The 26838-nt window shown below is 74.7% G+C and carries 30 protein-coding genes and 1 riboswitch; of the genes, 14 read left to right on the forward strand and 16 right to left on the reverse strand.

The window, feature by feature from the left end; all coding sequences use genetic code 11:
* The first annotated feature begins 16 nt into the window (after positions 1-16).
* The gene (locus AB0J72_RS08475; RefSeq protein ID WP_363396179.1) at positions 17-1147 is read left to right on the forward strand and encodes an Hsp70 family protein; all 1131 of its coding nucleotides are present in this window, start codon (positions 17-19) and stop codon (positions 1145-1147) included.
* Here AB0J72_RS08475 and AB0J72_RS08480 read toward each other — a convergent pair.
* A complete protein-coding gene (locus tag AB0J72_RS08480; RefSeq protein WP_363396182.1) occupies positions 1137-3293 on the reverse strand; it encodes an SNF2-related protein in 2157 nt (718 codons plus the stop codon). The genes AB0J72_RS08475 and AB0J72_RS08480 overlap by 11 nt on opposite strands.
* Positions 3294-3356: 63 nt before the next feature.
* Positions 3357-4349, reverse strand: a complete 993-nt coding sequence (locus tag AB0J72_RS08485) for a serine/threonine protein phosphatase (RefSeq protein ID WP_363396185.1) — start codon at positions 4347-4349, stop codon at positions 3357-3359.
* Positions 4350-4414: 65 nt separating this feature from the next.
* Here AB0J72_RS08485 and AB0J72_RS08490 point away from each other — a divergent pair, with 65 nt between their 5' ends.
* From AB0J72_RS08490 to AB0J72_RS08515, 6 genes are all read left to right on the forward strand, one after another.
* Positions 4415-5017, forward strand: coding sequence for a helix-turn-helix domain-containing protein (locus tag AB0J72_RS08490; protein ID WP_363396188.1), 603 nt, complete (start codon positions 4415-4417; stop codon positions 5015-5017).
* A 70-nt stretch (positions 5018-5087) separates the two neighbouring features.
* The gene (locus tag AB0J72_RS08495; protein ID WP_363396191.1) at positions 5088-6344 is read left to right on the forward strand and encodes an MFS transporter; all 1257 of its coding nucleotides are present in this window, start codon (positions 5088-5090) and stop codon (positions 6342-6344) included.
* Between the two features lie 121 nt (positions 6345-6465).
* Positions 6466-6645: riboswitch (cyclic di-AMP (ydaO/yuaA leader) on the forward strand.
* Positions 6646-6652: 7 nt separating this feature from the next.
* On the forward strand, positions 6653-7642 hold the full coding sequence (locus AB0J72_RS08500; RefSeq protein ID WP_363396194.1) for an NlpC/P60 family protein: 990 nt from the start codon (positions 6653-6655) through the stop codon (positions 7640-7642).
* A gap of 23 nt (positions 7643-7665) precedes the next feature.
* The gene (locus AB0J72_RS08505; RefSeq protein ID WP_363396197.1) at positions 7666-8070 is read left to right on the forward strand and encodes a VOC family protein; all 405 of its coding nucleotides are present in this window, start codon (positions 7666-7668) and stop codon (positions 8068-8070) included.
* Positions 8071-8203: 133 nt separating this feature from the next.
* Positions 8204-9085 (forward strand): ADP-ribosylglycohydrolase family protein, encoded by an 882-nt coding sequence (locus tag AB0J72_RS08510; protein WP_363396200.1) that lies wholly within the window; start codon positions 8204-8206, stop codon positions 9083-9085.
* Between the two features lie 21 nt (positions 9086-9106).
* On the forward strand, positions 9107-9685 hold the full coding sequence (locus tag AB0J72_RS08515; RefSeq protein WP_363396203.1) for a hypothetical protein: 579 nt from the start codon (positions 9107-9109) through the stop codon (positions 9683-9685).
* On the opposite strand, the gene AB0J72_RS08520 is transcribed toward AB0J72_RS08515, so the two are convergent.
* Entirely contained in the window at positions 9654-10226 is a 573-nt protein-coding gene (locus AB0J72_RS08520) for a dienelactone hydrolase family protein (protein ID WP_363396206.1), read from the reverse strand. The two genes, AB0J72_RS08515 and AB0J72_RS08520, sit on opposite strands and share 32 nt — an antisense overlap.
* Positions 10227-10349: 123 nt before the next feature.
* On the opposite strand from AB0J72_RS08520, the gene AB0J72_RS08525 reads away from it, so the two are divergent.
* Positions 10350-11036: a hypothetical protein gene (locus AB0J72_RS08525; RefSeq protein WP_363396209.1), complete on the forward strand. Its 687-nt coding sequence runs from the start codon at positions 10350-10352 to the stop codon at positions 11034-11036.
* A gap of 176 nt (positions 11037-11212) precedes the next feature.
* On the opposite strand, the gene AB0J72_RS08530 is transcribed toward AB0J72_RS08525, so the two are convergent.
* A complete protein-coding gene (locus tag AB0J72_RS08530; protein WP_363396212.1) occupies positions 11213-11638 on the reverse strand; it encodes a cupin domain-containing protein in 426 nt (141 codons plus the stop codon).
* A 1552-nt stretch (positions 11639-13190) separates the two neighbouring features.
* Here AB0J72_RS08530 and AB0J72_RS08535 point away from each other — a divergent pair.
* Positions 13191-14963: a hypothetical protein gene (locus AB0J72_RS08535; protein WP_363396215.1), complete on the forward strand. Its 1773-nt coding sequence runs from the start codon at positions 13191-13193 to the stop codon at positions 14961-14963.
* Positions 14964-15532: 569 nt separating this feature from the next.
* On the opposite strand, the gene AB0J72_RS08540 is transcribed toward AB0J72_RS08535, so the two are convergent.
* Together AB0J72_RS08540 and AB0J72_RS08545 are read right to left on the reverse strand one after the other, a co-directional pair.
* Positions 15533-16486 carry an MBL fold metallo-hydrolase gene (locus AB0J72_RS08540; protein WP_363396218.1) on the reverse strand — a complete coding sequence of 318 codons (954 nt, stop codon included), beginning with the start codon at positions 16484-16486 and terminating at the stop codon, positions 15533-15535.
* Between the two features lie 74 nt (positions 16487-16560).
* On the reverse strand, positions 16561-17433 hold the full coding sequence (locus AB0J72_RS08545) for a serine hydrolase (protein WP_363396221.1): 873 nt from the start codon (positions 17431-17433) through the stop codon (positions 16561-16563).
* 11 nt (positions 17434-17444) lie between these two features.
* Between AB0J72_RS08545 and AB0J72_RS08550 the strand changes: the two genes are divergently transcribed.
* Positions 17445-18419, forward strand: a complete 975-nt coding sequence (locus AB0J72_RS08550) for a LysR family transcriptional regulator (RefSeq protein WP_363396224.1) — start codon at positions 17445-17447, stop codon at positions 18417-18419.
* 189 nt (positions 18420-18608) lie between these two features.
* Here the strand turns inward: AB0J72_RS08550 and AB0J72_RS08555 are convergent, their stop codons facing one another.
* The 6 genes from AB0J72_RS08555 to AB0J72_RS08580 form a co-directional block, all read right to left on the reverse strand.
* Entirely contained in the window at positions 18609-19181 is a 573-nt protein-coding gene (locus AB0J72_RS08555) for a hypothetical protein (protein WP_363396227.1), read from the reverse strand.
* Entirely contained in the window at positions 19178-19708 is a 531-nt protein-coding gene (locus tag AB0J72_RS08560) for a hypothetical protein (protein ID WP_363396229.1), read from the reverse strand. Before AB0J72_RS08560 ends, AB0J72_RS08555 begins: the two co-directional genes overlap by 4 nt.
* 74 nt (positions 19709-19782) lie before the next feature.
* Positions 19783-20763 (reverse strand): DUF1152 domain-containing protein, encoded by a 981-nt coding sequence (locus tag AB0J72_RS08565; protein WP_363396232.1) that lies wholly within the window; start codon positions 20761-20763, stop codon positions 19783-19785.
* A gap of 75 nt (positions 20764-20838) precedes the next feature.
* Complete coding sequence (locus AB0J72_RS08570; protein ID WP_363396235.1) at positions 20839-21135, reverse strand: DUF2695 domain-containing protein; 297 nt, start codon at positions 21133-21135, stop codon at positions 20839-20841.
* Between the two features lie 27 nt (positions 21136-21162).
* Positions 21163-21666, reverse strand: a complete 504-nt coding sequence (locus AB0J72_RS08575; protein ID WP_363396238.1) for a putative immunity protein — start codon at positions 21664-21666, stop codon at positions 21163-21165.
* 62 nt (positions 21667-21728) lie between these two features.
* The gene (locus AB0J72_RS08580; protein ID WP_363396241.1) at positions 21729-22133 is read right to left on the reverse strand and encodes a hypothetical protein; all 405 of its coding nucleotides are present in this window, start codon (positions 22131-22133) and stop codon (positions 21729-21731) included.
* Between the two features lie 30 nt (positions 22134-22163).
* Between AB0J72_RS08580 and AB0J72_RS08585 the strand changes: the two genes are divergently transcribed.
* The 3 genes from AB0J72_RS08585 to AB0J72_RS08595 all read left to right on the forward strand — a co-directional run bounded on the left by AB0J72_RS08585 (position 22164) and on the right by AB0J72_RS08595 (position 24058).
* Positions 22164-23063: a hypothetical protein gene (locus AB0J72_RS08585; protein WP_363396244.1), complete on the forward strand. Its 900-nt coding sequence runs from the start codon at positions 22164-22166 to the stop codon at positions 23061-23063.
* 132 nt (positions 23064-23195) lie between these two features.
* The gene (locus AB0J72_RS08590) at positions 23196-23375 is read left to right on the forward strand and encodes a hypothetical protein (RefSeq protein ID WP_363396247.1); all 180 of its coding nucleotides are present in this window, start codon (positions 23196-23198) and stop codon (positions 23373-23375) included.
* Positions 23376-23401: 26 nt separating this feature from the next.
* Complete coding sequence (locus tag AB0J72_RS08595; protein ID WP_363396250.1) at positions 23402-24058, forward strand: RraA family protein; 657 nt, start codon at positions 23402-23404, stop codon at positions 24056-24058.
* A gap of 86 nt (positions 24059-24144) precedes the next feature.
* Here AB0J72_RS08595 and AB0J72_RS08600 read toward each other — a convergent pair whose 3' ends face one another.
* Positions 24145-24666, reverse strand: a complete 522-nt coding sequence (locus AB0J72_RS08600) for a hypothetical protein (RefSeq protein ID WP_363396253.1) — start codon at positions 24664-24666, stop codon at positions 24145-24147.
* A gap of 33 nt (positions 24667-24699) precedes the next feature.
* Here AB0J72_RS08600 and AB0J72_RS08605 point away from each other — a divergent pair, with 33 nt between their 5' ends.
* Complete coding sequence (locus tag AB0J72_RS08605; protein WP_363396256.1) at positions 24700-25257, forward strand: phosphoribosyltransferase family protein; 558 nt, start codon at positions 24700-24702, stop codon at positions 25255-25257.
* Positions 25258-25263: 6 nt separating this feature from the next.
* On the opposite strand, the gene AB0J72_RS08610 is transcribed toward AB0J72_RS08605, so the two are convergent.
* From AB0J72_RS08610 to AB0J72_RS08620, 3 genes are all read right to left on the reverse strand, one after another.
* Positions 25264-25656 (reverse strand): hypothetical protein, encoded by a 393-nt coding sequence (locus AB0J72_RS08610; RefSeq protein WP_363396259.1) that lies wholly within the window; start codon positions 25654-25656, stop codon positions 25264-25266.
* A 93-nt stretch (positions 25657-25749) separates the two neighbouring features.
* Positions 25750-26481: an SDR family NAD(P)-dependent oxidoreductase gene (locus AB0J72_RS08615; protein WP_363396262.1), complete on the reverse strand. Its 732-nt coding sequence runs from the start codon at positions 26479-26481 to the stop codon at positions 25750-25752.
* A partial coding sequence (locus AB0J72_RS08620; RefSeq protein WP_363396265.1) for a helix-turn-helix domain-containing protein occupies positions 26472-26838 on the reverse strand: 367 nt, incomplete at its 5' end. The genes AB0J72_RS08620 and AB0J72_RS08615, both read right to left, overlap by 10 nt.

Genomic DNA, 26838 nt, shown 5'->3' on the forward strand with positions numbered 1-26838 from the left:
TGGGTCGCCGGGACCGGTGAATGCCGGATCGACCCTGTTGCCGTCGGCGGTGTGCGCGCAGGAGGACGGGAGCCTGCTGGTCGGGCGGGATGCGTTGCGGGCGGCCAGGATCCGGCCGGAGTGCTTCGAGCCGCACCCGAAGAAGCGGGTCGACGACGGCAGGGTGCTGCTCGGGGCGCACGAGGTGCGGGTGGAGGACCTGGTCGGGGCGGTGCTGGGGCGGGTGTTCCGGGCGGCGGCCGAGCTGACCGGGGGCGAGCGCCCGCGGCGGGTGACGCTGACGCACCCGGCCGGCTGGGGGCGGCTCCGGCAGGACGTGCTGCGGGCGGCGGCGGGACGCGCCGGCGCGGCGGAGGTCGACCTCGTGGCGGAGCCGGTCGCGGCCGGGACGCACCTGGTGCGGCACGACGTGGGCGTCCGGCCCGGGGCCCGGGTGCTCGTCTACGACCTCGGCGGCGGCACGTTCGACGCGTCCGTCATCCGCTGCGACGAGCACCTGACGGTGCTGGCCTCGGCGGGGCTGCCGGACGCCGGCGGGCTCGACATCGATCAGGCGGAGGCGGCCGCGCTCAACCGGCAGCTCCGCGAGCACGGCGACGGCCACCCGCTGCGCCTGGCGGCCGCCGACGCGTACTGCCAACTCCGCACCCGGCAGGCGCGGGCCGTGCCCGCCGGTCCGGCCCGCGCCGACGAGGTCAGGGCCATCCACGCCGACGCGGTCCGCATCGCCCGGGCCGCCCTGGGCAAGCACCGCGACCTCAACGGCGACACCCACCCCCGGACGGTCCTCGCCCGGTTCCGGTTCGGGGACTGCCTGATCGAGGCGGGCGACCCCGCCACCGGGATCGCCGAGCTGCGCGCCGCCCTGCGCACCGCCGACGAGGTCATGGGCCGCGACCGGCCCCGCACGTGGCAGCTGCGGCTGGAGCTGGCCGCCCGGCGCACCGGCGGCGGCGACACCGACGAGGCCGAGCAGATCTACCGGGACGCCGCGGCGGCGCTCCCCCGGCTGCTCGGTGATGACAGCCTGCTGGCGGCGAAGGCCCGCGACCGCCTCGCGCACGTCGCCCAGCGCAACGCCACGCTGTCCCACCGCATCAAGCGCCGGCTCCGCGGCCTGGCCGAACAGCCGGACGTCACCGGTTGACCAGGGCGCCGGCGAGGCGTTGCTGCTCCTCGGCGACGATCATCCGGGCCAGCTGGACCTCGGAGATGTCCACGGCGCCGGGCGAGGCCTGCGCGATGGTGCTGTGCCGCACGTACGCGTCGAAGAGCTGGGCCTTCGAGCCGAGGATCTCGATCATGCGCTCGTCGACGGAGTCCGCGATGAGCAGGCGGTGGACCTGGACGGTGCGGACCTGGCCCATGCGGTGGGCGCGGGCGATCGCCTGGGCCTCGATCGAGGGCTTCACCTGCGGCTCGCACAGGATCACGACGGAGGCGGCCTGGATGTTCACGCCGACGCCGGCCGCCTCGATCTGGCAGACCAGCACGGCGGGCTTGCGGGAGGCGGTGAACTCGTCCACGATGCGCTGCCGGTCGGCCACCGGCGTCGACCCCGTGATCGGCCCGCGGGCGTCGGCGCCGAGCGCCGCGTGCACCACGGCCAGGACGTCCCGGAAGTACGAGAAGACCACCACGTGCCGCTTGGCCGCCAGGGCCTCCTGGGTCAGCTCCAGCAGCCGGGTCAGCTTCGCCGAGTCCCGCGGGCGGCGGGTCACGAACGCGGCCCGCCGCATCGCCATGAAGTTGCCCTCCTGGACGGCGACGCGGTAGGCGGCGGCGTCCTCGGCGCCGAACTCCTCCCACTCGTCGACCTGCACGAGCTCCGGCAGCTCGGTGAGCACGTCTGGCTGGTTGCGCCGCAGGTACACCGGGGCCGCCGCCCGGCGGAACGCCTCGACGCTGATCGCCGCGTGCTCCGGCCCCATGTCCGCGGCGATCTCCGGCCGCAGGTGCTCGATCAGCGCCCGGAACTCGTCGATGCGGTTCTCCATCGGGGTGCCGGTGAGGAACAGCACCCGGTCGGACTCCGCCGCGACCCGGTTCACCGCCTGCGAGCGCTTCGCGTCGGGGTTCTTCACGTAGTGCGCCTCGTCGACGACCAGCAGCGCCGGGCGGGGCGGCGGCAGCGAGACCGCGCCCAGCGACCCGAACGTGACGACCCCGACGCCGCCCTGGGCCCGCCACCGGGCCGCCGCCCGCGCCCGCCCGTTGCCGTGCAACGTGACGACGGGGACGGTCGAGTGGCGGGCGATCTCGCGGGACCAGTTGATCAGTACACTCGCCGGACAGACGACCAGGAAGTGGGTCGCTCCCCGGGCGGCCAGGTGCGCCATCGCGGCGATCGCCTGCACCGTCTTGCCCAGCCCCATCTCGTCGCCGAGCACGACCCGCCGCTGCACCAGCGCGAACCGCGCACCGAACGACTGGTAGCCGCGCAGCCGCAGGCCGTCGCTGAGCCGGGACGTGTCCAGCTGCTGCGCGCCGACGCGTTCGACGATGTCGGCGGGCAGGAACCCTTCGCTGGCCGCGACGTCGCCGCCGAGCCCGACAACCTGGCTGAGCAGGCCGTAGTAGTCCGCCGAGTGGCGCTCGAAGTCCCGCCACACCCACCGGTCGCCGGGCGTGCGGACCTTGCGCACCTCCCGCGCCGCCTCAGGAAGGCCGGCCTGCTCCGCTTCGTGCAGCGTCGCCTGTACGGCGTGCGCCGCCTCGGCCGCGGCGGTCCTGTGCGCGGCCCGCATGAACATCCGGCGCCACGGGCCCGCCCCGGCCGGCCCGGCCATCGGCCGCTGCGCCGCCAGCCGCTCCTGGCACCGCTGCGCGTCGGTCTCCTGCGCCCCGGCCGCCTGCCACACCCCGCGCCACACCGCGAGGGCCCGCACCAGCCGCGTCATGTCCGCGTTCTTCGGGTCGAACTCGATCCTGAACTGCAGCGAGTCCGTCGCCGCCCGCTTGAGCTGCTCCGCGGCGGTCATGGTCTTGCGGGCCGTCTCCGCCCCGATCCCCGGCACCTTCGTGAGCCGCTCGGGCCCGGCCCGCAGCACGTCCGCCACCGAGCAGATCCCGTGCGCCGGCAGCTCGTCGAGCCGCGCCCGGCCGTCCACGGTGTCCTTGACCGTCTCGATCGACATCTTGCCGAGCGCGTCCCACACCTGCGGCTCGCGCGCCACCTCGTACGCCGCGACGACCTCCTGCCGCGCCGCCGCCACGGTCCCGGTGACCGTCTCGGCGTCGTCCTGCATCTGGCCGGCCCGCGCCAGCAGGGCACGCGCCTCCCGCGGCCTCATGCTCGCTGCGCCGGCATACATGTGCTTGAAGGTACCGATACAGCGCCGCCACCGCTCGGCGGGTCACTCCGGGAACGGCGGGGTGCGGGTCACCCCGTACACCTGCCAGAAGAAGTCATTCATGGCCGCGGCGACCGGTGCGTGCCGCGCGACGATCTCCGCGTGCGGTGCGGGGAGCCCGTCGGGTGCCGCTCCCGCCGCGCACCGGCGCAGGTAGGCGTGGCGCTCGGCGGGCCCGGTGATCCCGGCGACGTTGGCGACGATCCAGTTCAGCAGCTCCCGCACGGCGTACTTCGCGTCGTGTTCCCGGTGGTGCACGAGGAACGCCCGCTCCTGCGCGGTCAGCTCGAACCGGGGTGACGTGGCCAGCCCGAGGTCCGTCAGGTAGAGCCGGTCGCCGTCGGTCAGGATGTTGCCGAAGTGCGCGTCGAAGTGCAGCAGCCCGTTGGCGTTCATGAAGGCGACGGCGGCGGCCAGGCGGCGCTGCACCGTGCCGACGGCGTCCGGATGCTCGCGCAGCCACGCGTCCAGGCGCTGCGGGACGTACTCGAGGAACAGCACCACGCTCGCCGACGCCGCCGCGAGCGCTTCAAGACGCCGCCGCACCGCCGCCGAGCCGTCCCAGTACGCGACGGCCCGGTCGATGTCCTGGTGCTCCTCGGCGGGCGGCGGCGCGCCCGGCAGCACGCGCCAGTGGTAGAGCAGCGGGAACGCCTCGGTCCGGCCGGCCAGCACCCAGCTCGTCGTCATGGTGTTCGCCGCCAGCTCCCGCCACGCGCCGAAGCCGCCGCCGCCGTGCGCGACGACGCTGTAGTGGCAGGACGTCGGCAGGTCGAACAGGTTCGCCGTCGAGCGCACGTGCCGCGGGAGGCGCTCCAGGTCGGTCAGCGCGAGCCGCTTCACGAAGACCGGCGTGCCGGCGACGTCCAGCAGGGCCGAGGCGCCACCGACGCCGACGCCGAGCGCCTCGGCGTTGTCGACGAGCTCGGCGAGCCTGGCGTCGCTGAGCAGGGCCAGCTCCGTCGAGACCGCGCCGAACCTGCTCAGCCGGGACATGGCGGAAGCCTAGCCCGTGCGCGGCGCCGGCAGGGGGCGGCGCCGGTGCTCCGTACGATGCGCGCATGGGCAACGACGGCACAGCGGGACGCTCCTACCGCAAGGCCGCGGTGCGGCGGGCGGAGATCCTGTCCCAGGCCATCGCGCTGTTCGCGGAGCGGGGCGTGGACGCGTCGTTGCGCGCGATCGGTGCGGCGATCGGGGTGTCGCACGCGGCGCTGCGGTACTACTTCTCGTCGCGCGACGAGCTGCTGGTCGAGGTGTACCGGGCGCACGAGCAGGTCGAGCACGGCGGCGCGCCGCAGGACGGGGTGTCGGCGGTCCGGCTGATGGAGCGCAGCGCGGAGCGCAACCGCACGATCCCGGGCCTGGTCGAGCTGTACGCCACGCTGACCACGGACGCCCTGCAGGCGGGGCAGCACCCGCTCACCCACGAGTTCGTGCGGGACCGTTTCCGGCTGCTGCGCTCGCACCTCGCCGAGCGGGTCCGCGCCGGCCAGCGCGCCGGCGCGATCGCCGCGGACATCGATCCCGACGACGCGGCGGCGCTGGTCATCGCGGCGTCCGACGGGCTGCAGCTGCAGTGGCTGCTCGATCCCGAGGCGGTGGACGTACGGCGCGCGCTGGCCCTGCTCGAGCGGCTGCTGCCATCGCCGCCGGGCACTTGACCACAGATTCTTCCATTGGAAGAATTCGGCGAGCCGCTGCCCCCCGCAGCGCGATGCGGAGGCGCAGCCGATGGTCCTTCCCGAGCAGGTCGAGCCGGCGGATCCGGCGCTCGACAAGCCCACGGCGCACGCGTCGGCGCTGCGGCTGACCCTCGCCTCACCGCTCTACCGGGGCGCCACGCTCGCGGTGTTCCTGTCCGCGCTCGGCTTCTCCGCCGCCGCCCCGCAGATCGCGACGTTCCTGGTCAACGACCTGCACGCCTCCCTCACCGCGGCCGGGCTGTTCTACCTGACGAACCTGGCCGCGCCCGTGGCCGGGTTCCTGGTCGGCCGGCGGTCCGACCGCACCGGACGCCGACTCGGGCTGTTCCGCATCTGCGCCGCCGCCGGGTTCGTGGGCTGGATCGGCATCGCGTACTCCACCGAACTGTGGATGCCCTACGTCATCAGCGCCGTCGTCGGCGGGTTCGGCGGCGCCGCGACGTCGCAGCTCTTCGCCGCCGTCCACGACGAGCTCAAGGCGCACCCCGGCCCGAACAACGACGGGGTGGTCGCCGTCGTGCGGATGGCCCTGACCGGCGGCTGGGTCATCGGCCCGGTGGCCGGGTCGTTCCTGGCGGCGCAGACGTCGCTGCGCACCATGCTGGTCGCCACGGCAGTCTGCACGCTCGCCCAGATCGTGCCGCTCGGCGCGCTCCGGACAGCACCGCCGGCACCGGACGGGGCCGGCGACGCACCGGGGGCCGGCCATCGCGGCCCCGGCCTGCGGGCGATGCTGCCGCTGCTGGCGTTCACCGGCCTCTACGTTCTCGTGTACGCCGGCGAGCCGGTCAAGTACGCGTACCTGCCGCTGTACATGAACGACCAGCTGCACTTCCCGGCCGGCCTCAGCGGCGCGGTCATCGGCATCCAGCCGCTGGTCGAGATCGTGCTGATGCCCGTCGCCGTGGTCGTGGCCCGCCGGACCGGCATGATGGAGCTGATGGTCCTCGGCGCCGGGTTCGGGGTCGCCGCCAACGTCTGCTTCGCCGTCACCGGCAACGCCGCCGGGCTGTTCGCCGGGCAGGTCCTCATGGGCGGCGTGTGGGGCGTCTTCGCCACGCTCGGCATCATCGTCGCCCAGCGGCTCCTGCCGACCGCCGTCGCCACCGCGTCCGCGATCTTCATGAGCTCCACCGCGCTCGCCTCCGCCCTCGGCGGTGCGGCCGGTGGCACCGGCGCCGCCGCCATCGGGCTCCCGCGGGTGTTCCTCATCCCGGCCGCCCTCGCCCTGCTGGCCGTCTTCGGCCTGGCCGTCATGGCCCGCTCCACCGACCGCCACCGGTGAGACGCCGGGCAGGTCAGTCTTGTGTCTACGTTAAGTGTGGCTTAGATCGAGCGCTGGCAGTGTGGTCCGGCGTTACGTTTGGGCCGGCCTGCCGGACATCGCCCGCCCCGCCGGGGTGGCCGGGCAGCCACCGCCGAGTTGTCGGTCGCGCGGGCACGATGCGTGCGGCCGGCGAGCCGGGGAACCAACCGGGGCTTCCCCATGGGGTGAATCCGCGCCCGCCACACCGGGGCGCGGTAGGGCGCGCCTTCTTCTCGCCCGAATCCGTCAGCTAACCCGGTAGGCGGTCAGCGAAGAAGGACTGTGCCGTGTTCAACGGACGTACGACGCTCCGCGCCTCGGTCGTCGCGCTGGCGGTGGCGGCCATGATCGCCCCGGCCTGCGCCGCGCAGGCGGACCCGACGCCGCAGGAGCTCCAGGCCCAGATCGACAAGGGCAACCAAGAGGTCGAGCACGTCGTCGAGCTGTACAACAAGGTCAACGGCGACCTGGAGACCACCCAGGCGGCGATCACGAAGCTCCGGGCCGACATGGCGCCGCTGCAGGCGACCCTGGCGACGGCGCAGGACGACGCCTCGGCGCTCGCGGTCAACGCGTACAAGACCGGGGGCAACCTCGGCACCCTGTCGCTGATGCTGGGGGCGACGTCGACCGACACGCTCGCCGCCCGCGTCGGCACCCTCCAGCAGATCTCGCACAGCCAGCAGCGGGACCTGGCCGCGTACACGGCGGCGAAGGGCGCGCTCGACGCCGAGCAGCGGCGCCTGGACGAGACCCTCGCCGCGCAGAGCCAGCAGAAGACGGAGCTGGAGACCCGCCGCAAGAAGATCGAGGGTGACATCGCCCGCCTCGACGCGCTGCAGGCCAAGGCCGAGGCGGCCGCCGCGGCGGCGAAGGTCAAGACCACCACCCCGCCCCCGGCGACGACCCCGGCCAAGCCGCCGGCCGTGTCCGGCAACGCGGGCAAGGCGGTCAACTACGCCTGGGCTCAGCTCGGCAAGAAGTACGTGTGGGGCGCGGCCGGACCGAACACGTTCGACTGCTCGGGCCTGACCATGATGGCGTGGAAGGCGGCCGGCGTGACGCTGCCGCACAACGCCGCGGAGCAGTGGTCGAAGGTGCGCCACATCTCCCGCAGCCAGCTCGCCCCCGGCGACCTGGTGTTCTACAACGGCCTCGGGCACGTGGGCATCTACATCGGCAACAACCAGATCATCCACGCCCCGAACAGCCGCACGGTCGTCAAGGTCGCTCCCGTCGACATCGACACGCTGTACGGCTACGGCAGGGTCGCGTAGTCACGGACGGTAATCTGCCGGGCATGCGCATGTTGCATCTCGGGCTGCGGGTCACGGATCTGGAGCGCTCGCTCGCGTTCTACACCGCGGTCGGCTACGCCAAGGTCGGCCACGTCCCGGAGACCGGGTTCGGCAGCCTGACGATGCTGCAGCTGCCCGGCGACCCGTTCGTCAGCCTCGAGCTGGTGCACGACCCCGCCCGGCCGGTCGCCGACACCGGCGCCGTCAACCACCTCGTCGTCCAGGTCGGCGACCTCGGCACCACGGTCGCCGACCTGGCCGGCAGGGGCATCACGGCCGAGCCGCCGACCGACCACGGCGGGGGCATGGCCACGTCCTGGCTCACCGATCCCGACGGGTACCGCATCGAGCTCGTACAGTGGCCGCCCGGCCATCCGGAGGGCATGACCGCGGCCGACTTCGCCTGACCGCCGGCCTGTCCGTGCACCCACCACCCAACCGCACGGCCGCACGGCCGCACGGTCGCACAGTCGCACAGCGCGGCGGGTGGTGCGCGGAAACGGTTCGACAGGCGCGGTGACCGGCTGCCACGATCGGACGGTGATCACCGACGTCGACGCCGCGACCCGCTCGTTGCACGGGACGGCGCTGGGCGACGCGTTCGGCGAGACCTGGTTCTTCCGGCCCGCCGACCAGATGCGGTGGCAGATCGAGGAGCGGCTGGTGCCGCAGGGCCCGTGGCCGTGGACCGACGACATCGCGATGGCCGTCTCGCTGTACCGGACGCTGCGCGAGCACGGCCGGGTCGTGCAGGACGAGCTGGCCCGCCGGTTCGCCGACGCGTACGCCGCCGACCCGTACCGCAACTACGGCCCGTCCATGCACGGCGTGCTCCAGGCCATCGGCGACGGCGAGGCCTGGCAGACGGTCACGGCCGCCCAGTTCGACGGCCAGGGCTCGTGGGGCAACGGCGCCGCGATGCGCGTCGCCCCGCTCGGCGCCTGGTTCGCCGACGACCTCGACCTGGTCGTGGAGCAGGCGGCCCTGTCCGCGGCGGTCACCCACGCGCACCCCGAGGCGGCCGCCGGCGCGGTCGCCGTGGCCGTCGCGGCCGCCCTGGCGGCACGGCGGGTGCCCGCCGACGAGCTGCTGCCGCGGGTCGCCGACCGCACACCCGACAGCGAGGTCGCCGCCCGGCTCCGCCGGCTCTGCCGGCGACCGTTCGACCGGGAGCCGCGGTGGATCGCCGGCGAGGTCGGCTGCGGGACGCTGATCTCCGCCCCCGACACCGTGCCGTACGCGATCTGGTGCGCCGCCCGGCACCTGGACGACCTCGCCGAGGCGTTGTGGGCGACCGTCAGCGCCGGCGGCGACATGGACACGACCTGCGCCATCGCCGGCGGCATCGTCGCCGCCCGCACCGGCCTCGACGGCGTGCCCGCCGAGTGGGTCGACGCCCGCGAACCGCTCCCACCCATGTAGGGACACGACCGAGGAGTGACCGTGACCAGCACGCCAGACCCGCTGTCGGTACAGCAGCGGCAAGCCGTCATCGACGACTTCGTCGCGACCGTGTTCGACGGTGTGACCGACCCCGACGGCATGGTGGTGGCCGGATGGATGCGGGAGCTGCCCACCGACCTCCCGGACGACCCGGCCGACGCGCGGTCCGTCGCGCGGGCCGTCGCATGGCAGGAGCTCGCCGACCTGGTCGCCGGCACCGCGTTCCGGCGCAAGGTCCGCACGATGGTGCTGAGCGACCCGCGGCTGGAGTTCGGGTTGAACATCCGGCCGCTCGTCCTCGAGCACGCCGGCGGCGCCGTCGACCGCGGGGTCGCCGCCGGCTCGCCCGAGGCGCGCGCGATCGTGCACCGGATCGTCCCGGCCGACCTGCCCGCCGAGGAGAGGGCCGCGTTCGTCCGGTGGCTGGAGCTGGTCGCCGACCCCCGGGTCGAGCGCTACTGGCAGCTGCTCGCCGTCCTGCACGGCACCGACCCGGGACCGGCGGCCGTGCCGGCCTACGCCTGGCTGCTCGACGCGCTGCGGGCCGTCAGCCCAGCAGGTCGAGGGTCCGCCGGATGAGCAGCGCGGTCGCCTCGGGGTCGTAGGTCGGCAGGGAGCTGTCGGCGAAGTAGTGCTGGTCGCCCGGGTACAGGAACAGCTCGCCGTCCTTCGCCTGGGCGACCAGGTCGCGAGCGGCGTCGATGTCCCCCTCGCCGACGAAGAACGGGTCGGCGTCCATCCCGTGCACCTGGACCGGCACGTCGGCGGGCCAGGCGGCGCCGAACTCGGTGACCGGCACGCACGAGTAGCACAGCAGCGCGCCGCGGGCGCCGGGGCGGGTCTGCGCCAGCCGCTGGGCGGGCAGCACGCCGAGGGAGAAGCCGGCGTAGACGAGCTCGGCCGGCAGGTCCGCGACCGCCCGGGCGCCGCGGTCCAGGATCTCGCCGGGGAAGCCGAGCTCGGTGGCGTATGCCATGCCCGCCTCGATGCTGTCGAAGGTGCGCCCGTCGAACAGGTCGGGGGTGTGCACCGTGTGCCCGGCCCGGCGCAGCTCGTCGGCGAACGCGACGACGCCCGCCGTCAGTCCCTGTGCGTGGTGGAACAGGACAACCTCAGCCATACCCCCACCATATATGCGTTGCCACCCGGCCCACGGGTGGACGGGCAAGGGATGCGTCGGCGTCGAATGGTGTACTGGTCGTACCGACATCATGATCGATCGGCGTGAGGTGAGGAGCGGGGCATGCGGTGGTTCCGGCGCAAGGCGGCCGGCAGGGCTGTCCTGGTCGACCCGGCACGGCAGGAGGCGCTGCTGGCCGACGTCCGGCAGCGGTACGGGCCGCACGTGGCCGGCGGGTGGCAGCAGCAGGCGGCCTCGCTGGCGCAGGTGTTCGCCGGCGACGACGGGCTGTCGGTGGCGACCCGGATCGTGCACGACACGGCCGAGCACACGTACGCCGACGTGCAGGCGCAGGTCCGCGGGCACCGCGTGGACCGGCGCGACTACCGGGCGCTGTACCGGCAGATGGGGCCGCACCTGCGGTACCGCCTGACGGAGCTGCCGACGGGGCTGTTCCCGTACGTGCACCTGGCGGCGGCGCTGACGGCCGTCGAGGCCGACGCCAAGCGGGCCATGGTGCTGACCGACCCCAACCTGCTCCTGGTGCACACGCTGGAGCTGCTGGACCTCACCGTGTCCGGCTGGGAGTACGGCCGCGTCCCGGCCACCGCCGACGCCGCCCGGCTCGTGTCGCTGCTCATCGCCGCCGCGACCCGGATGCGCCTGACCGAGGACGACCCGCCGGCGCTGCCGCCGGGCATCCGCGAGGTGATGCGCAGCAACCGGAGCACGGACGTGTACGACCACGCCGGCACGCTCGTCGGCACCATCAACGTGGGCGCGGAGACCCGCCGGTCGTTCCTGATCTGACGGCGGTTTGACCTTGTCCCTGGGGCAGGGCACATCCTGGCGTGCGGCGGCGGGAGGCACCCGCCGGGAGCGGAGACGACCAGCATGCAGATCCAGCTGCGGGACGTGCCTGAGCTGCACGTGGTGACGCCGGCGACGAGGTCTTCGACGTCGCGTTCCCGGTGGCCTGACCCCCGTCACGCGGCTGCGGTGCCGCCCGGGCCCGGTGGCCCCGGGTCGTACTCCTCGTCGGTGACCTGCTCCAGCCACTCGACGGCCCGGCCGTCCCGGACGCCGGTGAGGGCGAGGTGGGTCATCGGCGACGCCGGCCCGGCGCCGTGCCAGTGCCTGACGCCGGGCGGGCACCAGACGACGTCGCCGGGGCGCAGCTCCTCGACGGGCCCGCCCTCCTGCTGGGTGCGGCCGACGCCGTCCGTGACGATCAGCCGCTGGCCGGCCGGGTGGGTGTGCCAGGCCGAGCGCGCACCGGGCTGAAACGTGACGTACGCGCCGCTGTATGGCGCCGTCTCCTCGGGCGTGAACAGCGGCTGGACGCGGACCTCGCCGGTGAAGTTCTCCGCCGGGCCGGGCGTGGACGGCTGCGAGCCGTAGCGGGTGATCATCGGCGGCGGGCCTCCGGCCGCAGGGACGGGCTGGCCCAGCCGTTGCCGGCGGGGTCGCCGCATGAGACGCCCGTCCGGCCGAGCGGTCGATGCTGCACGGTGAACTCCTTCCCGCGATGCCGGCGGACCGTTCACCGGCTACCCCGGCGGGCCCGATCCAATCGTGTGCGGTGCGGACGTCCGCCGCTCCGTATCGTGGGCGCCTTGAGCCTTCTCGACGCCATTCCGGGCGGTCTCGACGCGCCGGCGCGGAGGCGGGCGATCGCCCGGATCGCGCTGAGCATGAGCCAGCGGGAGTACCGGGACTGCACGCGCGCCTGGACGGCGGGGACGTCGACGAGCGGCACGACGGGCTGTTCGTCGCGGTCGTGCGGCGGGACGTCGCCGCGGTGGAGCGGGCGCTCGGCGACGGTGAGGTGCGGGGGCGGGCGCTGTCGGCGGCGATCCGCCTGCCGGTGTCCGACGCGACGCTGCGACGGCTGGCGTTGACCACGCCGTTCTCGACCAGGCGGCAGGTGTACGCGGTGCTGCGCCGCTCCGGACGGCGCGGGCTCGCCGGGTCGCTGCTGCCGGAGGTGCCCGAACGCGACCGGCCGCTGCTGCTGGCGGCCTGCGCCGCCGGGGTCGTCGAGCGGTGGCTGCCGGCGCTGCCGGTGACGATCGACGACCTGCGCCGGCTCGCCAGGACGGCGCCGGTCGCGGTCGCGCGGCGGCTCGCCGAGGACGGCGGCACGGATGGCCGGCGGCGCTGGTCGCCGGGGCGCGCCGACCTCGAGGCGGCGGTGCGGCGGGATCCGGTGGCGGCCGCGATCGTCGCGGCGGGGCTGCGCTGGCACGATCACGGCACCCCGGACGCCGTGGCCGCGCCGCGCTGCGGGCGGGCCAGTTCTGGTCGGTCGAGCCGCGGCCGCACGGGCCGGGCCGGCTGCCCCGCCGCGCCCGCCGGATCGTCCGCGCGCTGCCGGCTGCCGACCTGGCGGGGCTCGCCCGCCGCACCGACGGCGACGGCCGCGCCGCGCCGCTCGACGCGCTCCCTCCCGCCCGCCGGCGGACCGCCCTCGACGCATGGCCCCCGACGGCCAGGCGCTCACGACGGAGCTGTGCGTGCTGCCGTACGCCGACCGGGTGGCCGCGGCACGGGACCGCCTGGCGCGGCGCCCGGAGGATCCCGAGATGCTCGCGCTGCTGCCGTACGCGGAGGTGCGCGACCCGCTGCTCGCCCTGACCCGCAGCCACCGCGCCGAACAGCGGGAGGCGGGCTGGCCGGCCCTGCTGCGCAGCGCGACGCTCGACCCGGACCGGACCGCGTTCGCCGACGCGATCGGCCGCGCCGGCCGCGCCTGGACCGACCAGCACGACGTGCAGCAGAAGGTGCTGGACCGGCTCGCCGCGGCGCCCGCCCGCAGCGTGGACGCGGTGCCGGTGCCGCTCGTCGCCGCCGTCGCGCACGCCACGCTCACCCGCCCCGACGGCGCGCCCCGCTCCCGGCAGCACCTCGACGACTGGCTCGGCCGGACGCCGGCGGTCGCGCTCGACGCGGCGAACCGCCCGGATGCCGGCGCCGCGGCCGTCGACCGGGCCGCCGAGGTGTTCCTGCAGTACTCCCGCACCGTGCCCGGCCTCGGCCGGTGGTACGACGCGCCGCGCCTGCGCCCGCCCGTCCGCGCCGCCATGTCGTACATCGCCGGCCGCCGCGGACCTCGACGACCGGGCGCTGCTCGGGGTCGCCGCACAGCTCGGCCCCGACCTGGACGCGCTGCCGGGCCTGCGCGACCGGCTGCACGGCATCGTCCTTCGCGGTGCGGATGCGGAGTCGGTACGGGAGGCCGCGCGCCTCTGGGCCGGCGGCGCGCCCGCGGACCGGGCCGAACGGGTGCGGACGCTGCTGCGGCACGACCCGGCGCTCGCCCGCGAGCCGGAGATCGCCCGGCTGCTCACCACCCGGCACACGGACCTGCTCGACCTGCCGGAGGTGCGCTCGCTGCGCCCGCTCGTCCCGGCGACCCCGGCGGCGCTGCGGGCCTGGCGTCCGGCGCAGCGGCACTGGTACCGGCAGGCCGCCGCCGAGCAGGCCACCGACCCCGACGCCGAGCCGGCCGACCGGATCGCGGCGATCCGCGTGCTCGACGACCCGGACGTGCTCGCCGGGCTGGCCGGGGCGGACCAGGGCCGGATCGCGGTGGCCGCGCTGAGCGCGATGGCGCGCCTGCCGCACGGCTTCGCCCGCCTCGCCGGCCGCGTCGACGACCCGGTCGGCTACCGGGCCCGCGCCGCCGCCCGGGCGCTGCGCTCCGCCCTCGACACGGTCACCGAGACGGCCGCCGTGGAGCTGCTCGCCGCCACGCTGCGCAGCACGAAGGTCGCGTCGGCGAAGGAGTCCGCGCGTGCGCTCGGCGCGCTGCGCTCCCCTGCCGCCGTCGCCGCGCTCCTCGACGCCTGGCACCGCCCGGACCTTCACCGCGACGTCCGCGCCACCGTCGCCACGGCCCTGGTCACGTCCGCCGCCGCCGACGCGGGGCACACGGTCGCGGACGTCCTCACCGCCGCGGTGCGGCCTGGTGCGGAGCCCAACGCCGTCCGCGAGGCGATCCTCGCGACGCCGGTCGAACGGATCCCGGTCGACCGGCGCCCGGCCGTCGCCCGCCTGCTGGCCGCCGCCCTCGACACGCCCGACCCGGCGATCCTTGCCGCGTACGGACGCTGGTCCCGGTACGCGCCCGAAGGACTGGACGCGGTGGCCCGGCTCGTCGGCGTCGACCAGCCCGACGACGTGTTCGAGGCCGCCCGCGCGACCCTGGGCACCGCGCTCGGCACCCCCGCCGGCGACCTCCCCTGGTCCGCGGCCGTGGACCTGCTCGCCGCCCAGGCGGCCCGGGAGCGGCTGCCCGCCATGACCGTCGCCGTCCGACGCGACGCCTGGTCCGTCCTCCCGGCCGCCTTCCGCACCGCCGCCCACACCCTCGAACGCGCCCTCACGCCGCTGGACCTGCCGTCGGCGCGGGCGAACCTGCTGGCCCGGCCCGCCTTCGCCGACCTCCTCGACCCGACCGCCCCGCCACCCGACCTCACCCTGTGGGACCGCCTGCTCGCCGCCACCGCCGACCGTCCACATCGGATCGACCCCGACACCTGGCGAACCCTGCACGACCACGCGGACCCGACCCGCTTCCCCGCCGTCCTCACCGCGACCCTGCTGTGGCTGCGCCTCGCCACCATCCAGGGCACGTGGACCGACCCCCAGCTGCACCGCCTCGACACCCTGCGCCACCACCCCGACCCGGACATCCGCGAGGCCGCCCACGACGTCCGCCCGGCACCCCGCTGATCAGGAGGTGGTCCCGTGACAGAACGCCGCCTCGGAGCCTCGGTCGACAGCTCATGACGCCCGGCAGTTCACCCGAGATCGAGGACCTGGGTTCGAGCTTCGTGCCGATCGCTTTCACCGTCAGCAGCCGGGCTCCGTCCGGCGAGGCCGACAACTGTCGATACGGCCCGACCCACGACTTGACCAGCTTGCCGTCGTCGGCGCGGAAGGCCCACACGCCAGATCGCCCGTCGACCGTGCCCAGCACGCAGACGAACGTCTGTCCTTGTGCTGTCAGGGTCATGCGGTCGTTGCGATCCGGCGGCGGCGTCCGGGCCACGAAGTACAGCGTCTTCTCGTCACGGGCGAGCGCAGGCCATCCGGCGTCGCCGGTTGCGCCGCACTCAGGTTGCTCCTGTGCGTCCCGGAACACACCGTCGGGCCAGAACGTCGTGGAACCGATCGACACCTCGTTCTTGAACGGCCGGAACCCTTCCCGCGCCCCGAAGAGCGCCAGGCCCGACGGGAACTGGACCAGGGAACTGGCGCTCAGGATTGCGCACGTCGCGAACGTGACCGAAGCCGAAATGTCAGAAGGTGTACGGGGTGTCGTACGACGGCAGGAGCACCCGGGTGCGCGGCGAGGCCTCGCGGATCGCGGCGACGAACGCGTCGAGCTTGGCCGCGTCGCCGGCCGCGACCGCCGGCGGGTTGCGCAGCGGGGTCTCGAAGTTGTCCCAGTGCACGGGCACGACGACCCGCGGGTGGTCCAGCGCCGCCAGCAGCCGGCGGGTGTAGTCGTGCACGACGCCGGCCGACGGCAGCGCGACCATCGCCACGTCAGGGGCGAGGCCGGACAGGTTGCGCTCGACGAAGTCGCTGCCGCCCATGAAGAACAGCTTCGGGCCGCCGGCGATCGTCACCTGGTACGCGAGGGTGTCGCCCTCCGGCAGGTCGCCGATCGTCCGCGGCGCCGGGGGCGGGGTGAGCCGCACGCCGGGGAACGCGAGGGAGTAGCCGGCGTTGCGGCTGTGCAGCGACGCGACGACCTCGACGGTGTAGTCGCCGAAGTCGAGGTGCTCGCCGCCCTTGACCGGGACGGCCTGGCCGCTCGGCACGCCCGAGGCGAGCGCGAGGTGGTAGGCGGTGAGGGTGCCGAGGATCCGCGCGCCCGGGACGGTCTTCGCGATGTGCGGCACGTCGTTGAAGTGGTCCCAGTGGGTGTGGGTGACCAACACCGTCTCCGCCGCGCCGATCCGCGAGCCGATCGCGTCGGCGTCGACCCGCAGCGGCGTCGCCGGGTCGAACGCGCCGGTGAACAGTCCAGTCGGGAAGCGGGTGAGGTACGGGTCGACGAGCACCGTGCGCCCGTTGACGTCGATGCGCCAGCCGGAGGTGCCGAACCACCGCAGCGTCGCGGTGCCGGCCCGGCCTGCGGGAGCGGCAACCGCGGGGCCCGCCGCGGCGACCCCGGTGGCGGCGAAGCCGGTGGCGACGGCGGTACGGATGAGGGCACGCCGGTTCAGATCACGTGTTTCGGACATGACGCCCACCCAAGCACCGGCGCGGCCGGCCTGTCCAAGACCAGCCCGCCGCACCGCCCATACGCGACTGGATATCAGCGCTGGTCACGCAGCATGTCGACGGCGGCGGCCGCGGCCTGGCCGAGTGCGGTGTCCACGTCGATGCGGGGCGTGCGGCCGCCCCCGTCGACGAACACGGCCACCGCGTAACGCCCGCCGTCCGGGTACTCCACGACACCGATCTCCATCGCGAGCCCCGGCAGCGTGCCGGTCTTGCCGGCCACCCGTACCGGCGCCGGAAACCCCGACCGGAGCCTCGTCCACGACATCTGACGGCCCATCAGCTCCCGGACCGCGGCACACGCCGCCGGCGGTCCCGCCTCGTCCCGCCAGAGCATGCCGAGCAGCCGGGTCAGCTCCTCCGGCGTGCTCGACGTCGTGCGCCGCGGGTCGAACACGCGCAGCGCCGCCACCCGCTCCGGCGGCAGCGTCGGGAACAGCCGCGCGAACTCCGCGTCGTCGCGGGCCCCGATGTCGGCGAACATCGACTCCAGCATCTGCCGCGGGCCGCCGACGACCCGCGTGCGGTCCAGGCCGAGCTCCGCGGCGAGCAGCGCGAGCAGGTCCGGGCCGCCGAGCCGGTGCAGCAGCACGTCGGCGGCGGTGTTGTCGCTGATGGAGATGGCGAAGTACGCGAGGTCCCGCAGCGACAGCTCGACGTCGTCGGCGCACCCGGCGGTGCCCCAGCCGCCGAAACGGTCGCCGGCGCCGACGACGACGCGCTCGGCCGGGTCGAGCGCCCCCGACGCGACCTGCCGGGCGAACTCGAGGACCAGCAGCACCTTCACGATCGACGACAGCACGACCTGCTCGCCGGCGCCGAACCCGACCGTGCGGCCCGAGTCGATGTCCCGCGCGTGCAGCCGGCCCCGCACCCCGGCGGCGGCGAACGTCTCCTCGATCAACATAGGGTCAGCCTATGGCCGACCTGTCCAGGCATCTGCGGTACTTCCTCGTCGTCGCCGACGAGCTGCACTTCAGCCGGGCCGCGGAGGTGCTCGGCATCGCCCAGCCGCCGCTGAGCCAGGCGATGCGCCGGCTGGAGCGCGAGCTGGGCGTCACGCTCTTCGACCGGCTGCCGCGCGGCACCGAGCTCACCGACGCCGGCCGCGCCCTGCGCGACGAGGCGGTCCAGTTCCTGGCGGCCGAACGGCGGCTGCGGGCGCTCATGCACAGCATCCGCGACGGTGACCTCGGCACGCTGCGCGCCGGCGTGCCCCCGGAGACGCCGGCCGCGGCGCTCGGCGAGCTGCTGCGCCGCCTCGGCCAGCAGGCGCCCGGCGTCGACGTCGACCTGCAGGAGCTCACCACCGCCGAGCAGCTCGACCTGCTCGCCGCCGCCCGGCTCGACGTCGGCCTCGTGCACCACCCGGTCGACGCCGCCGACCTGCGCCGCGGCCCGGTCACCCGGGTCCGCCTCGGCGTGGTGCTGCCGCGGGTCTCGCCGCTGGCCCGGCTCACCGAGGTCACCGCCGGGCAGCTCGCCGGGCAGGGACTCGTCGTGTTCCCCCGGGCGACGGCGCCCACCTGGTACGACACCCTCCTCAATCAATGCCGTGACCTCGGCTTCGTGCCGTCACGGGTGCGGCACGCCCGCAACCCCGAGTTCCTGTGCGGGCTCGTCCTCGCCGGCCTCGGGGTGGGCCTGGAGCGCGAGGACGCCGTGCGCCGCGAACCCCGCGTCGCGTGGCGCCCGCTCGCCGGCGACCCGCTGTGGCAGGAGACGTCGGCGGTGTGGCCGCGCCGCGCCCCGCACCCGGCGGCCGCCCGGTTCGGCGAGCTGGCCGGCGCCGTGCTGCGGCCCCGCGCCGACGGCCCCGGCCGCATCCTCGGCTCGCCCGGCCCGTGGTCGGTGGTGTTCGACAAGGCGAACACGCCGGCCCTCGACCCGTAGCCGCGGAAGTCGGTTGCCGCCGGCCGGGCCGGGCGGCGATGGCAGCTGCGGCAGCTCGCCGAGGACTGCCCGGCACACCTCGCGGTGACCCCGGACACGCACTGCTGCGCCGAGATCAACCTGGGCAGGATCGGGCGCTACCACGACCGCCGGAACCCGCCCGCGGAGCTGCACGTCGAGTACTGCCGGCTACAGTAACGCCGCGCGCCACGGGTGCGCCGCGAGCAGGGCGGCCAGCGTCCGCCGCTGCGACTCGCCCAGCAGGGGCAGCACCGCGTCGAAGTCGGCCTGGTCCTTCGGGCGTGGCTCCTTGGCCTTGAACAGCAGCACCAGCTCCGGGATCAGGTACGGGACGCCGTCCTCGGTGCGCCGGATGATGTCGCGGTACGGGTAGCGGACCGTCTCGTCCCGCCGGTAGATCCACGTGTCGCCGTCGTGCGGCTCGCGGAAGACGTCGAGCAGGTAGTCGCCGGTCGCCGGGTCGCGCAGCCAGGTCTGCCGGGTGGCGTCCAGGGCCGGCTGGTCCGCGGACTCCCAGATCTGACCACCGCCGACGGCGTCGAACACGAGGCCGGGGAAGCGGAGCTCGGCGAACCGCCCCGCGGGCACGCCGATCTCGATGTCGTGGTGCTCGCGGGTCTGCTCGCCGCGGAACAGGTCCAGGGCCCAGCCGCCCGCCACGTACCAGGGCAGCGTGACCCCGGTCAGGCGGCGGGCCACCTCGGCCGGGGTCCAGCAGCGCGCCCAGCGGTCCGGCGTCACTTCTCCATGCTGAGCGGCGACGGCAGGAACCGCGGGCCCGCGTACGCCGTGAGCGCCTGGGCCACCTCGGCGGCGGTGTGCACGGTCTCGTCGACCGCCAGCAGAACGATCGACGGCCGACCGTCGGCCTGGTTGCCGTAGTCCGTCTTCGCGCCCACGTCGACGCCGGGCGCCGGGGTCAGCACGAGACGGTGCGTGCGGGTGTCGCTGCCGGGGTTGACGTACGGCTCGAGGAACACGGCGTCGATCGCGCCCCACGGCACGAGCCGGTTGATGCCGGCCACCTTCAGCTGGAGCCCCGCCTCGCCGATGACCACCGGGTCCGGCCGGAACGCCTCCCGCAGCTGCCAGAGCGAGAACAGGATCGCGATCGCACCCAGGATCAGCATCGCCGTCGAGCCCAGGTTGACGAACACGAGCACGGTCAGCTCGTAGCCGGTCTGCGACGCCCAGATGGCCCCGCACCCGGCGAGGAAGTAGATGGCGAGCAGGTAGAACTTGGGGCGGCGGTAGTGCAGCGTCATCATGTCTCCGTGCGAGCGAGATCCCCGAAAGCGGCGCCAGTCTCGCACAAACCGCCCCGCCGCGATGCCCCGCGACGTCAGTGCGGGTAGGCGCGGGGGATGCGGGCGGTGACGAGCTCGTCGCGGAAGGCCTGGATGCGGGTGATCACCTGGCGGCGGCCGATCGTGTGCTCGATGCGGTCGAGGTACAGGCAGCGCGCGGCGAGCTTGTCGAGGTCGACGGTGAAGTAGACGGCCATCAGCGGGTTGACGAACAGGGCGCCGCCGGAGGTGCGGTGGGTGAAGCGGACGTCGCCGAACTCGCCGGCGGTGGCGGCGGCGATCTGGCCCTGCACGATGCTGGGCCGGTCGGGGGTGGCGGCCTGGGCGGCGGCGACGGCGTCGCGGTACAGGACCGCCTCCCGGCCGGCGCCCGGGATGGACAGCGCGCCGAGGTAGCCGCCGTCGCGGTCGAGCGCGGCGAGGTTCTCCAGCACCTGCACGTGGTTGACGCCGTCGTGCGCGTCGATGCCGAAGCCGAGGCTGGTCACCAGCTTGACCGGCACGTCGAGGCCGGCGACGGCCGCGACGCTGGTGATGTCCTCGACCGGGGTGCCGAGGTCGCTCTCGTCGCCGCGCAGCAGGATGTCGGTGCCGCCGTCGACCAGCACCACCGCGTCGATGTCGAGGTGCTCGACGAGGTGCCGGTAGCCGTCCCGCAGGGTCTGGACACCCAGCGGCGGGAACGCGTACACGGTCGGCGGCAGGTCGTGCGCCGCCAGCCAGCGGGCGAGGGCGCGTTCGGGGAAGTACCAGTCGGGGCTTTCCGTGTCCGGCCGCACCGCCACGACCTGCTCCGTCATCCACGCGGCCCGGTCGACGAGCTCCAGCTGCGAGAACGACAGGCTGGCCAGGTGCACCCGCGTCCCACCCTCCCAGAGCGCGAGGGCGAGCGGCAGCCCGGCGTACACGTCGAACCCACCACCCGCCCCGGCGACGAGCACGTTGCGCGCCGGCGCGAGCGCGGCGAACAGCGGCGGCACGGCCAGCGAGAAGGACACCGCGTCGGCGTTGGTCACCAACTCATGATCGACCATGCCGCCCGCCGGGCAGACCCCGCGCAGCCGCGATGCGACGGCGGCGGGCCACCCAGGTCAGCGGAAGACCACGTCAGGCCCGGCGTTCATCACGATCTCGCAGTCGCAGTAGCCGTCGAACTCGTGCAACCCTTCCTCGAGCGTGTCCCAGTCGACCGAGTGCAGCTCGGCCCAGTGCTCCGCGAAGCGGGCCGTGTGGTCACAACCCTCCGCGACGACCCGCTCGTCGACGAACGCGACCAGCGACTCCAGTTGCTGTTCAGTGATCGGCATGAGCGCGCTCCGGGCGGCCTGCTCCGCGTTCTTGTACGCGTTCTTGAGCTGCCGCCGCCGCTCCTTCTCAGCCGACCCCACCGAGCCACCTCTCCTGCCAAACACGCCTCAGCACTCGAACACCGACCAGCAGATGTCGTTGCGCAGCCGCTGGTCGTCGAGGACGAGCTCGCGGATGGCGTCCGGCAGCTGGTCCCGCTGCCACTGGCACTCCTGCCGCGCCGCCGCGTCGCCGGCGCCGTCGCGTGCGGCCTTGATGGCGTAGGCGGCCGCGCCCAGCTCGTGCGCGGCGACGTGGGCGACGACCGCGGCCTGCCCGGCGGCGTACGCGGCGTGCCGCGCGGCGCCGCGCAGGTCCCGGGCCGCCCCCATCGCGTGCCCGCCCGCCGCCCGAGCCTCCATCATCTTCATCTCGCCCCGCACCCACGCCCGGGCGGCCTCGATCGCCCGGCGCGGCCGGAGGTCCCCCGGCCGGGCCGCCTCGAAGAGCCCGAGCACGTGCTCCGCGCACCCGGCGGCCCACAACGCGAGCAGGTGATGGTCGTCATCGGTGAGCGACCCGCCGCGTCGGATCGTGATGAAGCGGGGATCCCGGATCTTCGGCAGGATCATGCTGCGTTCCCACGGTTCATGTCTGTCAACCGTACCGTTGAACCGCCGGTTGAGACTTCCACTCACCCGCGCCGCGGCACGTCGGGTCGCGGCGGCGTGGAGTACCTGATCAGGGCGTCGATGCCCCAGCCGACCAGGAACGACAGCCAGGCCAGCGGCACGCCGAGGAGGCCGTCGTACCAGAACAGCCAGCCGCCCGCGCCCGCCCCGGTCACGAACGCCTCGCGGTAGCCGGGGATCGGCAGCAGCACGTCGATCAGCACGTACGCGACGCCGACCAGGATCGACATGACCGGGGTGCGCACCAGCCATGCGTACAGCCAGGCCGGCCCGGCGGACACAGCGACCATCCCCACGAAGAACCAGGGCGCGTCGCCGCGCAGGATCGTCATCCCGGCGGTCGGCAGCGCGATCCCGATGGTGGCGGCGAGCGCGACCCCACACCTCACCCACGCCCACCGGCTCATCGCAGCACGATAAACCGTATCGTGCTGCGGATGCGCCCCAGCCTGATCGCCGAGTCCCGCGTCGGGGCGGCGTCCGGCGAGGTCAGGCCCGTGGCCGGCGGCGGCTGGCTGGTCACCGATCCGGACGACGACGCCACGCACCTCCTCTGCCGGCGGCTGCGCGCCAGGGCGACCGTCGACGGCGGCTGCGGCGTGGTGTCCAGCGACGGCACCCACATCGGCACCGTCACCGACGGCGCCGTCACGGTCGAGGACCTGCACGGCCGGCAGGTGTGGCGGAAGGCCCTCGAGGGCGTCACCGAGTGTCACCTGGACGGGCGCGGCGTCCTGTGGACCCTGGCCGGCGACCGGCTCGGCGCGCGGGAGACGGCCACCGGCCGCCCGATCGGCGAGGCCGTCCTCGGTGTCCACCCCGGCTGGTCCACCTGGATCGACGACCCGCGCGGCGACTGGACCGGTCTCGCCGGCGACCGCAGCTGGCTGGCCCGCCCCACGACCGCCGGCATCGCGGTCCGGGCGATACCCGGCGTGACGCTCACCGACCTGCACCGCACGGAACCCCGGTATCTGGCGAGCACCCGCGACGGGACCCGCCTCACGGTCCGGGACATCGCCACGAACGCGGTCACGGCCGGCAGACCCACGGACCTGGGCGCGTACCTGCTCGCGTCCGCCGTGGTCGACGAGTCGCTGGTGCTCGCCGCGTACAACCTGGACGACCACGAGACAGACCTGGAGCAGCACCTGCTGCTGTCGGCGGCAACGCTGCGCGTGCGTTCCGTCGTCGAGTATCCGGTGCCGCAGCGCGACGTCCACCGTTCGGCCGAGCCAGGCACGTGGCTGACGAGCGACGACGAAGGGCTCTGCCTGTGGCGGCTCGACGGCCTCCTCGACGACGACCCGCTCCCGGGGCAGCAGGCACTGTTCTGAAGTAACGCGGAGGCCGGCGCCGAGCCGATGATCCACTCCTGCCATCAATGCACGACATTCGAGGGGCGGGGCTGGCGTGGACGAGCAGGGCGAGGTAGCCGAAGACCTTCCGGAAGCGCCGGGGCGGGCGCGGTGATCTGGGTGGTCACGGCGGTGGTGTCGGTGCTCGTGGTGGTCGGGGCCGTCGCGTACGTGCGGCTCGGCGGCACCACGCACTCGCTGCCCGAGGTCGCGCCGGTCGCCGCGGCGAAACCGACGCCGACGCCGGCCGGGCAGCGCGCGACGCCGTGCGCTCAGGTCGACCGGAAGTAGCCGGCGCCGCGCGGTACCGTCGCGGGATGATGGATGAGATCCGCCGCCTCGCCGCCGAAGTCGACACCACGGCGCTGTGCGACGTCGGTGATGACGTGCGGGTCATGTCGCCCGCGCTGCGCTGCCGGTCGGCGAATCCCGTCATGTGCGGCCCGGCGGTCACGGTCCGGTGCCGGGACGACTTCTTCGGCGTGATCCAGGCGATCGAGGTCGCGTCGGCGGGTGATGTACTGGTGGTCGACGGCGGCGGACGCGAGACCGCCCTCGCCGGTGAGCTGTTCGCACGGGTCGCGCTGGGCAAGGGCCTGGCCGGGATCGTCGTCGACGGCGGCTATCGTGACCTGCGCTTCGTGGCCGGCTGCGGGCTGCCCGTCTACAGCCGGCACGTCACCCCGAAGGCCGGCACCACGACCAAGCCCGGCATCCTGGGCGCCACGGTCAGCTGCGGCGGCGTGCCGGTCCACCCCGGCGACGTCGTCATCGCCGACCACGACGGCATCGTGGTGCTCGACCCGGCCGTCGCCGTCGCCCGACTGACCGCCGCCGCGCAGGTGATGGCGACCGAGGCGAAGGTCGCGGAGCGCCTCGCCGCCGGCGCCACCCTCGCCGACGTGCTCAACACCGCGGAGCACGCGGACCGCCTGACCCGCGGCGAGCCGTCACGGCTGCGGTTCACCCTCTGACGGCAGCCGCAGCACCATGTCGACGCCGCCGCCGACCGTGACGCGCCAGGTGAGCCGGGACGGGTCGGCGGCGAGCGCCGCCGGCGTCAGGCGCGCGGCACGAACCGTAGGGCCGCGGTCGCGCCCGACGGGTCGAGGACGAGGCCGGTGGTGTCGGTGAACTCCGCCAGCCGGGCGAGCGCGTCGTCCGGCGCCGTGACGCCCGGCAGCGCCACGAGCAGGCCGGCGAAGGTGAGCGTGGCGTCGGCGTGGACGGGGTCGACGCCCAGGCGGTCGGCGTCGCCGGACAGGGACACCACCGCTCGCAGCGACGGCCCGTCCTGCCCGCTCAGCCGGAGGTCGACGGTGTCGAACCGGTGGTGGACGTAGTGGTAGACGCTCGCCTCGGCGGGCTCCCCGAACGCGGCGGTCGTCAGGCGCAGCCCGCCCATCCGGCGCCAGCTGTCCGTCGGCGCCGGCATCCACTCGACGGTCAGGCCGAGCGGGCCGGAGTCGTCATCGTCCTCGAACGGGAACTCGAAGCACCAGGTCAGGCGTGGCGGCGAGGCATGGTTCGCGAACAGCAGACCGTGCCACCGGCCGCCCTCCGCGGGGACGAAGTCGAGCACGGCACCGAGTCTGGCACGGCCTACACTCCGGGCGTGGCTGCGGGCGGGGTGGTGGATGTCAGGGCCCGGCTCCGCGAGGCGTTCGTGTGGCGCGGGGACCGGACCGACACGAGCCGGTACGCCGACATCACCGGCTGGTGGCGGGACGCGGAGCTGCTCGGGCTGCTCGGTCCGGCGCTGGCGGGGTTGTTCGCCGGGGCGGAGCCGACCGTGGTGCTCGGGCCGGACTCGCGGGGGTCGCTGGTCGGGCCGCTCGTCGCGCTGCACCTGGGGGTCGGGTTCGTCGAGGTGCGCAAGGACCGGGCCCCGGCCGGGGACAGCGACCAGTGGATCCGTCGCACAACGCCGCCGGACTACCGGGACCGGCACCTGGAGCTCGGCTTCCGGCGCAACCTGGTGCGGCCGGCGGACCGGGTGCTCGCAGTCGACGACTGGGTGGACACCGGCAGCCAGGCGCGGACGGTCCGCGCGATGGTCGACAGCGCGGGCGCCGGCTGGGTCGGCTTCGCCAGTCTCGTCGACGCGCTCGACGACGCGCGGCTGCGCCGCGACCTGGGGCTCAGGTCCCTGCTGCACCTGCGGGACCTGTGAGGGGACCTACCGCCGGCCGGCGCGGTCGCGGGCGCCGCGGATGCGGTCGATGCGGGCCTCGACCGTGGACGGCGCGTCGATGCCGAGCCGGGCGCGGCGGCCCAGCTGGTACGTGAGGATGTCGGCGAGCGGCGCGTCGCGGTACTTGCGCCACCGCTTCGTGAACCACATCGACTTCTTGGCGAGCAGCTTCGTCTCGGCTGCCTCCGACGCCGTCGCCGAGGCGGGGCCGGTCGCGGCGGCGAGGACCTGGTGCGAGCGGTGCCGGTCGGCGCGGTTCGGGTGGCGCTTGTTGCGGCGGATGTTCTTGCGGGAGCTCTTGTCGTTCTCGCCGTAGTCGTTGCGCCGGTCCTTGGCGTAGCTCAGCGCCTTCTTCTCCTGCGGGCTCCTGCGCGCCACCGCCGTCACCTCCCCGTCTCGGCTGCCGCCGGCCAGGGTATGCGCCGGCCGCCCGCCCGGCACCCGGATTTCGGCGTGGGAGGCGCCGTGAGGTCAGGTGTTGCGCAGGATGCGGTGGCCGAGGGCGGGTGACAGGCGCATGATCGGCGGCAGGAGCCTGGACCTGCCGATGAGGATCTCGTCGGTACCGCGGGCGAGACCGTCCAGGATGGACGTCGCGGCGGCCGCGGGGCTGATCTTGTTGGCGCCGCGGCCGCTGGTCATGTCCGTGTCGACGAGGGTCATGACGGCGTCGACGACGCGGACGTGCGGGGCGGCGTCCTGGCACTGGTAGCGCAGGGCGCGGGTGAAGGAGCGGACGGCGGCCTTCGTCGCGCAGTACACCGGGGCGGACCGCTTCGGGGCGAGGGCCAGGCCGGTGGTGACGTTGACGATCGCGGCGGACGGCCGGCGGCGCAGGTGCGGCAGCAGGCCGGTGGACAGGGCGACGACCGCGTCGAGGTTGACGGCGATCTCCCGGCGCAGCACCGGGCGCAGGTCGCGCGGGTCCTCGGTGAGGAAGTCGGTCAGGGTCTGCACGCCGGCGTTGTTGACGACGACCGACAGGTCGGGGTGCCGCTCCGTGACGCGGTCGGCGAGGTCGGCGACGGCGGCGGGGTCGGCGAGGTCGAGCGGCCAGCGGGTGACGCGGTCGTCGGCGGGGCCGTCGAAGCCGCGGGCGACGGCGACCACGTGCGCGCCGCGGGCGACCGCCTGCCGGGTCAGCTCCCGGCCGATGCCGCGGCTGGCGCCCGTGATCAGGACGGTCCGGTCGTTCAGGTGCATTGCGGTGTCTCCTGTACTGGGCGGGCGAACGCGACTGGACGGGCGGACGCCACCGGGCGGGCGGATGCCACCGGGCGGGCGGATGGCGTTGGACGGGCGGATGGCGTTGGACGGGCGGATGGCGTTGGACGGGCGAACGCCGAACGGAAGGCGGCGGGGGTCATCGCGGTCCGGCGGCGGAACTCGCGGGTGAAGTGGGGCTGGTCGGTGTAGCCGCTGGCGAAGCCGACGACGCCGAGCGCGTGCCGGGTGTCGATGAGCAGCCCCGCGGCGGCGTCGGCGCGGGCGGCGGCGAGCAGCCCGCTGAAGCCGCCCTCGCCGCGCAGGTGCCGCTGCGCGGTGCGCGGTGACATGCCG

The sequence above is a fragment of the Dactylosporangium sp. NPDC049742 genome (assembly GCF_040674675.1).
Classification (GTDB): domain Bacteria; phylum Actinomycetota; class Actinomycetes; order Mycobacteriales; family Micromonosporaceae; genus Dactylosporangium; species Dactylosporangium maewongense.

Coding starts and splice junctions, on each gene's coding strand:
- AB0J72_RS08480 (WP_363396182.1), bottom strand. CDS start 3,293: ATGAGGCCGCGGGAGGCGCGTGCCCTGCTGGCGCGGGCCGGCCAGATG.
- AB0J72_RS08485 (WP_363396185.1), bottom strand. CDS start 4,349: ATGTCCCGGCTGAGCAGGTTCGGCGCGGTCTCGACGGAGCTGGCCCTG.
- AB0J72_RS08490 (WP_363396188.1), top strand. CDS start 4,415: ATGGGCAACGACGGCACAGCGGGACGCTCCTACCGCAAGGCCGCGGTG.
- AB0J72_RS08495 (WP_363396191.1), top strand. CDS start 5,088: ATGGTCCTTCCCGAGCAGGTCGAGCCGGCGGATCCGGCGCTCGACAAG.
- AB0J72_RS08505 (WP_363396197.1), top strand. CDS start 7,666: ATGCGCATGTTGCATCTCGGGCTGCGGGTCACGGATCTGGAGCGCTCG.
- AB0J72_RS08520 (WP_363396206.1), bottom strand. CDS start 10,226: ATGGCTGAGGTTGTCCTGTTCCACCACGCACAGGGACTGACGGCGGGC.
- AB0J72_RS08525 (WP_363396209.1), top strand. CDS start 10,350: ATGCGGTGGTTCCGGCGCAAGGCGGCCGGCAGGGCTGTCCTGGTCGAC.
- AB0J72_RS08530 (WP_363396212.1), bottom strand. CDS start 11,638: ATGATCACCCGCTACGGCTCGCAGCCGTCCACGCCCGGCCCGGCGGAG.
- AB0J72_RS08535 (WP_363396215.1), top strand. CDS start 13,191: ATGCCGGCGCCGCGGCCGTCGACCGGGCCGCCGAGGTGTTCCTGCAGT.
- AB0J72_RS08540 (WP_363396218.1), bottom strand. CDS start 16,486: ATGTCCGAAACACGTGATCTGAACCGGCGTGCCCTCATCCGTACCGCC.
- AB0J72_RS08545 (WP_363396221.1), bottom strand. CDS start 17,433: ATGTTGATCGAGGAGACGTTCGCCGCCGCCGGGGTGCGGGGCCGGCTG.
- AB0J72_RS08550 (WP_363396224.1), top strand. CDS start 17,445: ATGGCCGACCTGTCCAGGCATCTGCGGTACTTCCTCGTCGTCGCCGAC.
- AB0J72_RS08560 (WP_363396229.1), bottom strand. CDS start 19,708: ATGATGACGCTGCACTACCGCCGCCCCAAGTTCTACCTGCTCGCCATC.
- AB0J72_RS08575 (WP_363396238.1), bottom strand. CDS start 21,666: ATGATCCTGCCGAAGATCCGGGATCCCCGCTTCATCACGATCCGACGC.
- AB0J72_RS08580 (WP_363396241.1), bottom strand. CDS start 22,133: ATGAGCCGGTGGGCGTGGGTGAGGTGTGGGGTCGCGCTCGCCGCCACC.
- AB0J72_RS08585 (WP_363396244.1), top strand. CDS start 22,164: ATGCGCCCCAGCCTGATCGCCGAGTCCCGCGTCGGGGCGGCGTCCGGC.
- AB0J72_RS08595 (WP_363396250.1), top strand. CDS start 23,402: ATGATGGATGAGATCCGCCGCCTCGCCGCCGAAGTCGACACCACGGCG.
- AB0J72_RS08615 (WP_363396262.1), bottom strand. CDS start 26,481: ATGCACCTGAACGACCGGACCGTCCTGATCACGGGCGCCAGCCGCGGC.